This is a genomic window from Sphingobacterium daejeonense, from assembly GCF_901472535.1.
GTDB classification, from domain to species: Bacteria; Bacteroidota; Bacteroidia; order Sphingobacteriales; family Sphingobacteriaceae; genus Sphingobacterium; species Sphingobacterium daejeonense.
In genome coordinates this window covers 364,191-376,913 of sequence record NZ_LR590470.1, presented here as the reverse complement: position 1 = coordinate 376,913, position 12,723 = coordinate 364,191, and the positions used below count along the sequence as shown (strand labels likewise).

Here is a 12,723-nt window from a genome sequence, read left to right as displayed (position 1 = left end):
AGTTGACATGAGACAGCAGGAATTTTTAGAATTAGCAGACCGCTACCTCAATGGGCAAATGAGTCCTAAAGAAAGGGAGGAGTTCGAATTATTGTGCAATCAAGACCAAGAATTGAATGCTTTATACTTATCGCATGCAGAATTCGTGCAGACCATGAAGCGTCACGATGCCCGCGCTGAGTTCAAGAATCAATTGGCTACGACTATACAAGAACAACCTTCTGCCCCTATCATCGTACGTATGTGGAAGAAATTGAAGATAAATGCTGTTGCAGCTGCGGCTGTTGCTGTTCTTTCTTCATTAGCTACGCTGTATTCAACCGGATACTTTTCGACACTGCGTAGGACCAATTCTGATTATAGTGCGCTTAAAAGAGAGATTAACAATGTTAAACGCAATGTTAATGCTCACAACAATGCCATCCGCAATATCAACAATAAAGAAAATACGCCTAAGGATCCTTTACAATTTGGAGCAACAGGATTTATGTTGACGAAAGATGGTTATGCAGTAACTAATTATCACGTTGTTAGTGGAGCGGATTCTATACATCTACAAAACAGTAAAGGAAATTCATTTAAAGCTTCAGTAATCTTTACAGATCCTGAAAAAGATTTAGCGATTTTACATATTTCGGATTCTAGTTTTGCAGCTCAAGCACCAAACATTCCATATACATTCAAAAAGCAGAATATGGATTTAGGTGAAGGAATCTATACGATTGGTTACCCACGTGATGAAGCTGTATACGGTGAGGGATATTTAAGTTCTTCAACTGGATATAGCGGTGATACCACAGCCTATCAAATTTCTGTTCCTGTAAACCCGGGTAATAGTGGTGGTCCTGTATTGGATAAAAACGGAAATATCATCGGTATTATCTCCGGGAAACAAAAAGGTATAGACGGTGCAGCTTTTGCGATCAAAACTAAAGCACTGATCGAAACATTGAACAGAATCCCTGAGGAATCTTTAAAAGGAAACATTGTATTAAACAATAAAAACAGCCTATCAAATTTACCGCGCACTGAGCAGATCAAGAAGTTGCAAGACTACATCTACATGGTGAAGGTATACTAAAAATAAATTGGACTTTTGTATCAAACGAGGTGTTACGAAAAGTAGCACCTCGTTTTTGTTTTCGGCACAATTAAACAAAACAAAATATATCTCTTTGATTTTAAACAACTTATTCGGTATATTTAATAAAAATTAATAAAATCATATATGAGGACCTTCTGGACCTATTTTTTCATTTTCTTAGCCCTGGTTGTTTTTATTCAGGTTTTTCAATACTTCTCATCAAACAATACATTTGAACTTAATTACTCTGTTTTATTGAAACAGGTTTCATTGGTATTTTTGATTGCTTTGATCACTTCTTACATCGTACCTCGGAAAAAGAAAAATCCCTTCAAAGAAAAAGCCAACTGATCACAGCTGGCCTTTATTATATTCTATTAAATGATTTTTAATGGATAACTATTTGTTGGGTTGAGGCGTTGTTCTCAAATAAGGCTTTATTTCTTTAAATCCTTTAGGGAATTTCGCAGGAATATCTTCTGTTTTGATTGCCGGTACCACAATTACATCCTCCCCATCATTCCAATCTGCAGGTGTTGCCACTTGATATTGATCCGTAAGCTGCAAAGAATCGATCACCCGCAGAATCTCATTAAAGTTTCTTCCTGTTGATGCTGGATAGGTCAATGATAATTTAATTTTCTTATCTGGACCAATAACAAATACAGAACGCACTGTTGCCGTTGCGGAAGCATTCGGATGGATCATATCATATAATTCGGCAATATGTCTATCCTCATCTGCAATGATCGGAAAATTAACTTCTGTATTTTGGGTTTCATTGATATCTTTCACCCATTCATTGTGATCTTCGACTGAATCGACACTTAATGCCAAAACCTTAACATTTCTTTTATCAAATTCAGACTTTAATTGCGCTGTTCTGCCAAGTTCGGTCGTACATACAGGAGTATAATCAGAAGGGTGGGAATATAACACTGCCCATTTGCCATCTATATAATCGTAGAAATCAATATCTCCTGCTGTTGTTTTAGCTTGAAAGTTTGGTGCTTCATCACCTAATCTTAAACTCATATCTTAATTGTTTATAATGAACAAATTTATTTACTCTACCAATATAGTAGATTTTATTGAAAAACGCAAAATTGAAAATTTGAAACTTCAAATCTTACACTCTCTTTACTAAAAAATACACTTAACTATATAACGTTCAAGCGAGAACATTGGTTTAGTAGAATTTAAAAAATTCTTGATATGAGCATTTATTTTTTTGAATTTATTATGCTTGCATAATAATATTTAATTATATTTGGTTATACCATATAAACAATGATATGAATTTCGAACTATCAGAAGAGCATAAAATGATTCGAGATGCTGCTCGTGAATTTGCACAAGAACTTAAGCCTGGAGTTATAGAACGGGATGAAGCGGCTAAGTTTCCCACAGAATTTGTAAAGAAGATGGGAGAATTGGGGTTTATGGGGATTATGGTTCCCGAGGAATATGGTGGTGCAGGAATGGATACGATGGCTTATGTCTTGGCGTTGGAGGAAATTGCTAAGATTGATGCTTCCGCTGCAGTTATTATGTCAGCTCACAATTCATTGGTCCTTTACGGATTAAACGAATTTGGAACTGAGGAACAAAAGCAGAAATACCTTAAGCCTCTAGCTTCTGGCGAGAAATTGGGCGCATTTGCTTTATCAGAGCCAGAAGCAGGATCTGACGCTTCATCTCAACACACCATGGCCGAAGATAAAGGAGATTATTATTTGTTGAACGGCACCAAAAACTGGATTACCAATGGAGGGAATGCAGATATTTATATTGTCATAGCACAAACGGACCCAGAAAAAGGCCATCGGGGCATCAATGCCCTAATCGTTGAAAAAGGAACTGAAGGCTTCAGCATTGGTCCTAAGGAAAATAAATTGGGGATCCGGAGTTCGGATACACATTCTTTAATGTTTTCTGATGTCAAGGTGCCTAAAGAAAATAGAATAGGTGAAGATGGTTTTGGATTTAAGTTTGCCATGAAAACATTGGATGGCGGAAGGATTGGAATTGCAGCACAAGCTTTGGGGATTGCTGCTGGGGCATATGACCTGGCATTAGCGTATTCCAAAGAAAGAAAAACTTTTGGAAAACCCATTTCTGATCATCAAGCGATTCAATTTAAACTGGCAGACATGGAAGTGGATATTGAGGCCGCCAGATTGCTGACCTATAAAGCGGCTTGGACAAAAGACCAAGGATTACCTTATGGAAAGGTAGCTGCCATGGCCAAGCTGAATACCTCTGAAGTGGCTATGAAACATACGGTTGAGGCAGTACAAATCCACGGAGGTTATGGATATGTCAAAGAGTACCATGTAGAAAGATTGATGCGTGATGCTAAGATTACACAGATCTATGAAGGAACTTCAGAGATTCAGAGACTGGTAATTGCAAGAGAAGTTTTTGAGATAGAAAAGGTATAATTAATAATAAACAATAGTGACTAAAACAAAAAGCCGGGCCAATTGCCCGGCTTTTATTGTATTGTTAATTTTTACCTACAAAGGATTTTGGACAACAACACCTAATGTTCTGTCGATTTCACCTTGAGGGATTAAGAATTGCCATTCTTTAGCGCCAGCAGGGACAGAGAATTCTACTGCCAAAGAAGCGATATGGTTGGCTCCATTTCTATTTAATGGCAGATTTAATCTTTTTAAATCATAAAATCTGAAACCTTCTCCCCATAACTCAACTCTTCTTTGAGTCAAGATCTCTTCAATTAAATTTGCACCAGTATTTGTAGATAAGGTGTAGTTAGCATCTCTAGTCTTAGCTAATTCTAACAAAACTTCTTTTGCTTGATTTTCCATTCCTGCAGTTCTTGCCAAAGCTTCAGATTCGATTAAAAACATCTCCGAAGCACGCATGAACATCAAATCACCATTACTATTTCCAGGATTTGGAAGGGTGAATTTTCTGGTCATATACGGTTTACGAACTCCACTTGCTGCTAATGGGAAGCTATTGTCTGCTCCAGTTGGGTCCCATAATCTTTTTCTAACATCTGTACTAGAGATTTTATCGTACAATAGAGAGTTGATAGCTTTTGGGTTACCACGAGTATTGGTTGAGCTAAAGTTACCAACATATGCGTAAAATGAATAGAAATAAGTAGGTTGATCTTCTCTTTGGTGTATACCCCAAATCCATTCTGGATTATCAATATTAACAAATGAATTCAGATATTGATTTTGGGTCATCAAAGTATAATCCGCACGCGCTTCTTTAGCAAATTTTGCTGCAGCGACATAATCTTGCTGAGTCAAAGCAACTCTTGCTTTTACCCCTTTTGCAACATCGATATTTAAGTGGGATACATTTGGTCTAGAAGCTGCATTTCCAAATAATGCAATTGCATCATCCAAATCTTTGTTAATTTGACCATATACTTCTTCTACAGTATTTCTTGGTTTAGCCCCTTTTGTTCTTTCCAGAATCAAGGGAAGACCTAACCCTGAATTATCACCCCCTTTTACATATCTGTTTCCAAATAATTGGATCATTTGGAAATAACACCATGCTCTATAGGTTAAAGCTTGTCCTTTAATGAAGTTTTTGTCTTCGTCTGGTCCTACTGCATTATCAATATTATTAATGATTTCATTGGCATTACCAATTAATGCATAATAAAAGCCGTAATTGAATTGGTTAATCGACGAAGTTGCACTTCTATGAGATTGCCATTTATATTCAGAAATGAACCATCCATTAGCTTGGGCAGTCATTACAAAATCTTCACCCAACGCGTCCATATAGATCATGTTTCCTGATTGTCCACCTGCTGCTTGATTGCTATACCATTGGTAATACATCAATCTGTGCATACCATTAATTGCTGAATATGCATTATCAGTAGTTGCAAATACGATTTCAGTGTTAATCATTTCACTTGGATCCTTTTGCAAAGCATCCTTTTTACACCCTGTAAACAACAGGAGTGCTGTAAATACTGTCCCTAAAACAGGCAGCTTTATATTTGTATTATTTAATATTTTCATTTCCTTATAATCCGAAGTTAATACCAAAGTTTATAGTCCTTGCGTGAGTATATGAACTGTTACCAGTTGGTCCAGTAATTCCACCTAGTGGATTGAATCCTTTTTTAGCAGACCAATAGAACAAGTTTTCAGCACTTGCATAAACTCTTGCTCTTTTAATTCCAATTCTATTAGAGTATACTTCAGGAATTCTATACCCAACGTTGATTGCACTAATATTCAAATACGAAGCTTTTGTTAAGTATCTTGAAGACGTAGCACCATGTTGAGCTGTTCTACCAACATCCATTCTTGGCACATCTGTAATATCACCTGGTTCTTTCCAAGCATTTAATAGATCTTGGTGTAAGTTAGCACCATTTGCTGGTCCAGAACTTACCAAACCTCCATAGTATCCATCATAGAAATGTCCACCTAGACTATATGTTAAGACAAATCTAAAGTCGAAGTTTTTGTAGGTGAAGTCATTAATAATACTTCCGTAAACTGGAGGAAGAGCTGATTTATTCAACCAAGACTGTCTAGCAGCATTTTGGTTAGTTGTAACTGTATCTACTCTGCCATTTCCATTATCAATTAAACGGTGAGTAGCGTTATCAGGGTCGAATTCTACACCATCTTCTAAACCAAGGTACAAAGCTTCTCCTGTTTCAGGATCAACTCCATAATATGTTCTAGTATAGAAATCATATAATGATCTTCCAACTGCACGTTTATATGGGCTGCTTACAATTTCAGGAGTTTCAACTGGCATTTTAGTGATTTCATTTTTTACAGTAGTCACATTGAATGTAAGGTTCCAGTTAAACTCAGGTTTTCTTATTAAGTTACCTGTTACAGTTGCTTCAATACCTTTGTTTGTCATAGCACCCACGTTCTGTTGAACAGCAAATGATCCAGCCCAAGTACCACCATTATGATATGGTTGGTTTACACTGAATAACAAACCATCAGAGTTTCTGTAATAATATTCAAAACTACCTGATAATCTATTGTCAAATAAGCTAAAGTCTACTCCGAAGTCCAAAGGTTTTTGAGTTTCCCAAGTTAGGTTATCACTACCTAAAGATGCGAAGATTGAACCTGGAGTTGAAGCATTGTTATAACCGATTTCATAACCATTTTTGGTAAGGATAATAACCCACATCAGAGTTACCCAATTTACCATAAGAAGCTCTTAATTTCAACAAGTTAACATAATCGTTTTTGAAGAAATCTTCTTGATCCAATCTCCAAGCAGCTCCTAATGACCAGAACTCTTCCCAACGCAAGTTAGAAGGGAATTTAGAGTTTCCATCTGCTCTGATCATTGCACTTAAATAGTATTTGCTGTTGTAGTTATAGTTTACACGTCCAAAATAACTTTCAATAGTATTTTCATTGATACCAGAAGTTAATGAACTGATGTCTGTAAAGTTTTCGAAAATATTAACTCCTTGGAATCCTTGACCAGTTCTCATACCATAAATACTTTCATATTTATAAGAGTAGAATTCGTGTCCTAATACAGTTTGTAAATTATGGTTTCCAAATGTATTATTTGCTCTTAACAATTGGTTGAATGTATAAGAAAGTTGTCTGTTCCAAGATTGGTTATAACGACCAGCTGGAGCACCATCACCTACAATTGTGTTTTCATAACCTTCAGATTTGTAGTTTTGAATATCTGGGCTGAAAGTTGTTGAAAACGTCAACCAAGGGAGGATATTGATATCAATATACGCTCTTGCACCGAAGAAATCACGATTTGCAGCGCTTGAATTAAACATTGTTTCCGCAATTGCATGACGACCACTATTGAAAGGTCTAGATAATCCGAATTCAGAAACTAAGTTACCGTAATCGTATCTTTTTGCACCAAACTCATCATATACTAATTTACCAGTAGCTGGATCATGTACATAAACAGGATAAATTGGAGCAATTGCTCTAGAGAAATAGAAAGGGTTATTGATACTGCTAGCACCATCAGCTGCAAAGTTGTAGTTAATGGTCGCTGCATTGATGTTGATACCAGTTTTTAACCAATCCGTTACTTTTGTATTAACGTTTAGTCTTCCTTGGAATCTTTCATTAGATGAACGTAATCCCCATCCATTATCTTTCAAATAGTTTAATGAAGAGTAGATATCTGTTGAGTTAAAACCACCTGAATAGTTAACATTGTATTCATTACGATTACCTTTTCTAGATGCTTCATCTTCCCATGAAGTAAAGCCTTCATATCTGAATTTAGCTGCCGGGTTTAATTTACCGTCAACTCCTACTAAAGTTTCATTGCTAACATCAAATGCATTATAGTTACCTAAATATTGAACGATATCTTGGTAAGTTTTACCGTTATATAACTGTAAACCCTTATCATTTCTTGGCAGAACACCAGATCCAAGTTGTCTAGCGATATCGATCGGAATTGCAGTTGATCCGTAAGCAAGGTTGTTAGTGTATGCTTGCCACATTAATTCATAATATTGGCCAGCGTCTACAGTGTTATATGCAGGTACACCATTTTCGTTAAAACCATACTGTGCAGAGACATTAAGTTCTGATTTTCCGGCATTACCTTTTTTTAGTTGTAACCATGATTACCCCATTTGCACCACGAGAGCCGTACATAGCAATTGTAGCAGCATCTTTCAATACAGTTACTGATTCAACATCAGCAGGGTTAATATTGGCCATTCCACCATCAAATGGAACTCCGTCAACAACGACTAATGCACCTTGTCCAGCAGAGTACGAACCTAGACCTCGAATACGAATAGTTGGTGATGAACCTGGTGCACCTGAAGGTGTACTAGTTTGAATACCAGGACCTGCACCTTGTAATGCGGTCAAGACGTTTGAAATAGGTCTTTTATCAATTTCTTTCGACCCGATCTGTGTAGCAGAACCTGTAAAATCAGATTTTTTTACTGTACCATAAGCTACTACAACTACTTCATCAAGTTCATCTGAAGATGAAACTAATGAAACATTAATTGTTGACCTACCTGTTACAGATTGTGTTTGTGATTGGTAACCAATAAATGAGAATTCTACTTTTGAGTTTTCACTTACAGTAAGGGTGTAATTTCCTTGAGCATTAGTTTGGGTTGCCGTGGATGCACCTACCACTCTTACAGATACATTTGCTAATGGAGAACCATCTCCTGAATCTGTTACCCTTCCGCTCAATTGACGATTCTGCGCGTTTACCAAACCAATGGAGAGCATAAACAGCAGAACAAAGCTGAGTAAATTGTGTTTCATAATAAATTGTTTGTTTGTTGAATAATTGCTTTGTACTTCTAAGTGAGTGGTCAGCTCACCTATAATAATTAGCTTAATTTTTCAATAATAACAGATTTTTTGCAAAAACAGGATAAATTATACAACTAATTTTAATCTTTGATAATATTTTAGCTAAAAAATTACAATTGAAGGACTTAGATAATTCAATTTTTAAGGAATTTCAATAATTCGTGTAACATAGGGAGGTGTTTTTGTCTTTAAGATTCCACAAACAAAAAAAATGGAGCTTAAAACTCCATTTTACTATATTTAATTTATCAAAAATTGCCATTTATTTAACAAATAAATGATTTATAAATATAATTTTCATTAAATATTATCAATCATTGCCAAATTTTCATATCAATCAATAAAAAATGAGATTGATTTATTCACATCCTAATTGGATATAAACTAGACATATTTCAAATTCATAAAAAAAGCAGCAGTAAATTGTATTACTGCTGCTTCTTTCAATTTATAATACATTAATTGTATCCTTCATTTTGTTGAATCAAAGGGTTATTTACAATTCTTTATCAATCATTGCCAAAAATCCATAATCATCAAAAGAAAATGAATTGGTTTTATTCATATTCCACTCAAAAATATACCTTGCGTTTTTCAAAAGCGCTTTATCTTTATGGATTATTCCGTCATACATAAGTAATTGAGCTAAAGGTCTAAGCTGTTCCGGCTCCAAGGAACTAATGAATTTTTCTATCTCTGAGGTATCTGAGGATTGAAAAAATGACCTTTCTTTTTTAAAGAATTCTGTATATCCCTTTTCAATATCCAGCGTTTCTTTTTCTTTATCAAAATGTTCATAATGATCCACCACTAGCCTTAAATATTTGGCCATATCATTAACCCAATTCAGTATTGTATCCTTTTCAAATCTAATTCCCATAATTATCTTATTTGTCCATCGCCTGTGACGAACCATTTTTCTGTGACTAGTTTTTCTAGTGCAAATGGTCCCCTTGCATGTAATTTTTGTGTGGATATCCCAATCTCTGCGCCTAACCCAAATTCACCTCCATCAGTAAATCTAGTAGAAGCGTTTGAATAAACTGCAGCAGCATCCACTGAATTCATAAAGTTCGCAATATTTCCTGCATCCGAAGAAACAATGCATTCAGAATGCTTGGACGAATACCTTGCTATATGGTCTAAAGCTTCGTCAAGCCCATTAACCACTTTCATTGAGCAGATTAAATCCAAAAATTCCCGTCCGAAATCATCTTGTTCAGCATTGTCCAGATTTTTGAAGTTCTGGTTTTTCCATACAGCATAAGATTTCTCATCTGCCAATACTTTCACTTCAGCCTCTTCAAAATACGGGGCAAGTCTTTGAACAAATTCATCCAATACTTCTTTATCAACCAGAATACTGTCTAGAGCATTACAAACAGAGGGCCTTGATATTTTAGCGTTAGCTACTATTTTAGCTGCCTGTTGAAGGTCAGCGGTATGATCGATATACGTATGACAAACTCCTGCACCTGTTTCTATTACCGGAACCTTAGCATTTTCACGAACAAAATCAATCAGACTTTGTGAACCTCGAGGAATGATAATATCTACGTATTTAACGGCAGTTAATAATTCTGTAACCAACTCGCGATCTGCTGGCAACAATTGGACGATATTAGGATCAGTACCAAAAATTTCCAATACGTCTTGGATTAATCCTACCAAATAGGTATTGCTGTACCAGGCATCTGAACCTCCCCTCAATAAACAGACATTACCAGATTGAATGCACAGAACCGCAACATCAATCGTTACATTGGGTCTAGATTCATAAATAACACCCACTACCCCCAATGCGACAGTCTTTTTCTCAACCAACAAGCCATTTGGCAAAATCTTAGTATTCAACATTTTGCCTGTAGGATCTTCTAGCTTGGACACCGAACGAACACTCTCAGCTATATCTTCAATTCTAGCTTTCGTCAATTTCAATCTGTCAAACTTTGCATCTTGAGGGTCCATTCTTTCTAAGTCCTTTTTATTCTCGATAAGAATTTCTTCTAAATTCTTCAGCAACGCATCTGCAATAGCATTCAGGATTTGTGACTTTTGAGAAATATTTAGCTTGGAAATCGCTCTTTTCGCTATCCTACTGTTTTCTAATTGAGGTAATATTGTTTTTTCCATTTTATCCATTATAATAGCACAATATCATCTGCATGTGCAATTTCAATATTCTTCTTTTCGGATTTCGACTTTAATGATATTGAATCAATCTTGGATTTAGCCACGGCATGTATTACGTGATCTTCATCAGCAATCTGAAATACTTCTCCTACTTCAAAGTCTTGGATTATTTTATTAACACCTACTGCCAAGAGGCTTTTCCGTTTGTTTAAAGCAGCAATAGCACCTTTGTCAACCTGAACAAGACCCGTAATCAGACTTCCACTGGCCAGCCATTTATTTCGGGAAGATACTTTTTTCTCTTGCGCTAGACATACTGTACCAGTTTCTCCAGCAACAGCTTTAAGAATTCCATCTTCTGTTTTCATAGAGAAAATGACAGCCTTAATTCCCATCTGATTTGCTAACCTGGCAAAATTCAGTTTCGAAATCATACCACCTAATCCCACAGTTGATTTTTCAGATCTAGCTAGTGCCAATGCATTTTTATCAATGACCTTAAGTTCGGGAATCACAGAATTATTCTCATCCAAAACTCCAGGAACTGAAGTGCTGAAGAGGATTTGTTCAGCTCCAAATCCAACTGCAATTAATGTTGCGAGTTCATCGTTGTCAGAAAACTTGAGTTCCTTATTGCTTACCACATCGTTCTCATTGGCAATTGGAATTACATTATTTTTCCATAGCGTTTCATAAGTACTTTTCAATTGTAGAAACTGCCCCCGATTTGCAAAGTGATGTCTTTCACAAAGACTTTGGGCTAACGCAATTTTAAAAGGTTTAAAATATGTACCATATGTTCTTACTAATAGAGGATTCCCTATTGCAGCGGCAGCTTTTTTCTGAGCCAAAGTTCCTGCATATTTAGGAATATATTTTTTGCCGGCTGCGACGGCTCCAGAAGACACTATTACAATGTTGTACTTAGGTTGCAACTGAGCACATTGTCTAGCTATCTCCAGAACGATTCTTTCATCAATTTCACCATCGGTTGTTATAGCAGCGGAACCAAACTTTATGACGAGTATAGGTTTTTTCATTTTAGGAATTAATCAAAAATTGATTTAAACATTGCAAAATTATTAACAATATTTAAAGATAAATATAATAATATAAACAGAACCTTTGTTTGAATATTATGAATTCAAATTTGTTTTGGAATTGGGATTTCTAGTCTTGCTTTGTGGGTCGATGCAATTGAGAATGGAAAATATAAGCTGTGAGCATTAATGAAATAGGTGTCAAAAAAAGCTTATAGGAAAGTTGCCCCGTTTTATAATCTTGAAAAATAGCTACAGCATACCAAACCAACATTAAGTAGGTAACTATTAATAAGAAAATTGCTGTTTTCCTTCCCATACTTAAATATAGGAATAAAACAAGAAAAGTAGACTTATTCAGTCTACTTTTCTTCTCTATCCTAGAATCAATTCAACAGGACAGTGATCTGAGTGCACTGCTTGGGGAATTATTCTTGAGGAAATTATATTGTCTTTAAGGTTGTTGGAGACCATGTTGTAATCAATCCGCCATCCCAGATTTCTGCCACGAGCTCCAGCTCTGTAGGACCACCACGTGTAATGGTGCGGATCAGGATTCAAATGTCTGAAAGAATCTATATATCCTGAATTAATGAAATTCTCCATCCACTCTCTTTCTGCCGGAAGAAATCCGGAACTATTCGCATTTGATTTCGGGTTATGGATATCAATTGCTCTATGGCAAATATTGAAATCGCCGCAAACAACAAGATTTGGCTTTTCTTTCAATAGTTCATTGCTATATAGCTGAAAATCGTCCAGGAACTTATATTTGAAATCTTGTCTAACATCTCCAGTAGTTCCCGAAGGAAAATACACACTCATCACTGATGCCTTATCAAAATCTGCCCTAATCACTCTCCCTTCAAAATCATAATCCTCATGGCCACAACCATATTCAATATGATTTGGGGTAATTTTGGTAAATATGGCTGTTCCACTATAGCCTTTTTTCTGAGCTGGGTACCAATAATGCTCGTAACCCATCTCTTCTAATAAGACTAGTTCCGGTATTTGGTCAGGTGAAGCCTTGATCTCTTGTATACAAATAACATCAGGACTTTCAGCTTTAAACCAATCTAACCACCCTTTCTTTAAGGCTGCTCGGATACCATTTACATTATATGTTATAATCTTCATG

General features: G+C 36.0%; 11 protein-coding genes. 2 read left to right on the top strand and 9 right to left on the bottom strand.

The genetic code is table 11. From position 1 onward, the window contains the following. The first annotated feature begins 7 nt into the window (after nucleotides 1–7). Nucleotides 8–1,081, top strand: a complete 1,074-nt coding sequence (locus FGL31_RS01805) for a S1C family serine protease (protein ID WP_232046181.1) — start codon at nucleotides 8–10, stop codon at nucleotides 1,079–1,081. A 402-nt stretch (nucleotides 1,082–1,483) separates the two neighbouring features. Here FGL31_RS01805 and FGL31_RS01800 read toward each other — a convergent pair whose 3' ends face one another. Beyond that, nucleotides 1,484–2,119: a peroxiredoxin gene (locus tag FGL31_RS01800; protein WP_099372679.1), complete on the bottom strand. Its 636-nt coding sequence runs from the start codon at nucleotides 2,117–2,119 to the stop codon at nucleotides 1,484–1,486. Nucleotides 2,120–2,379: 260 nt separating this feature from the next. On the opposite strand from FGL31_RS01800, the gene FGL31_RS01795 reads away from it, so the two are divergent. Continuing rightward, nucleotides 2,380–3,528 (top strand): acyl-CoA dehydrogenase, encoded by a 1,149-nt coding sequence (locus FGL31_RS01795; RefSeq protein ID WP_138089530.1) that lies wholly within the window; start codon nucleotides 2,380–2,382, stop codon nucleotides 3,526–3,528. Nucleotides 3,529–3,603: 75 nt separating this feature from the next. On the opposite strand, the gene FGL31_RS01790 is transcribed toward FGL31_RS01795, so the two are convergent. The 8 genes from FGL31_RS01790 to FGL31_RS01755 form a co-directional block, all read right to left on the bottom strand. Then, the gene (locus FGL31_RS01790) at nucleotides 3,604–5,106 is read right to left on the bottom strand and encodes a RagB/SusD family nutrient uptake outer membrane protein (RefSeq protein WP_138089529.1); all 1,503 of its coding nucleotides are present in this window, start codon (nucleotides 5,104–5,106) and stop codon (nucleotides 3,604–3,606) included. 4 nt (nucleotides 5,107–5,110) lie between these two features. Further along, nucleotides 5,111–6,274, bottom strand: coding sequence for a SusC/RagA family TonB-linked outer membrane protein (locus FGL31_RS01785; protein WP_138089528.1), 1,164 nt, complete (start codon nucleotides 6,272–6,274; stop codon nucleotides 5,111–5,113). Further along, nucleotides 6,219–7,565, bottom strand: coding sequence for a SusC/RagA family TonB-linked outer membrane protein (locus FGL31_RS01780; protein ID WP_138089527.1), 1,347 nt, complete (start codon nucleotides 7,563–7,565; stop codon nucleotides 6,219–6,221). The genes FGL31_RS01785 and FGL31_RS01780 overlap by 56 nt, the downstream gene beginning before the upstream one ends. Nucleotides 7,566–7,665: 100 nt before the next feature. Then, entirely contained in the window at nucleotides 7,666–8,358 is a 693-nt protein-coding gene (locus FGL31_RS01775; protein WP_138089526.1) for a TonB-dependent receptor plug domain-containing protein, read from the bottom strand. A gap of 547 nt (nucleotides 8,359–8,905) precedes the next feature. Continuing rightward, nucleotides 8,906–9,289, bottom strand: coding sequence for a hypothetical protein (locus tag FGL31_RS01770; protein ID WP_099372675.1), 384 nt, complete (start codon nucleotides 9,287–9,289; stop codon nucleotides 8,906–8,908). Between the two features lie 2 nt (nucleotides 9,290–9,291). Then, entirely contained in the window at nucleotides 9,292–10,551 is a 1,260-nt protein-coding gene (locus tag FGL31_RS01765; protein ID WP_138089525.1) for a glutamate-5-semialdehyde dehydrogenase, read from the bottom strand. After that, nucleotides 10,551–11,582 (bottom strand): glutamate 5-kinase, encoded by a 1,032-nt coding sequence (gene proB / locus FGL31_RS01760; protein WP_099372673.1) that lies wholly within the window; start codon nucleotides 11,580–11,582, stop codon nucleotides 10,551–10,553. Before proB ends, FGL31_RS01765 begins: the two co-directional genes overlap by 1 nt. 375 nt (nucleotides 11,583–11,957) lie before the next feature. Continuing rightward, the gene (locus FGL31_RS01755) at nucleotides 11,958–12,722 is read right to left on the bottom strand and encodes an exodeoxyribonuclease III (protein ID WP_138089524.1); all 765 of its coding nucleotides are present in this window, start codon (nucleotides 12,720–12,722) and stop codon (nucleotides 11,958–11,960) included. Between the last annotated feature and the right edge of the window lies 1 nt (nucleotide 12,723).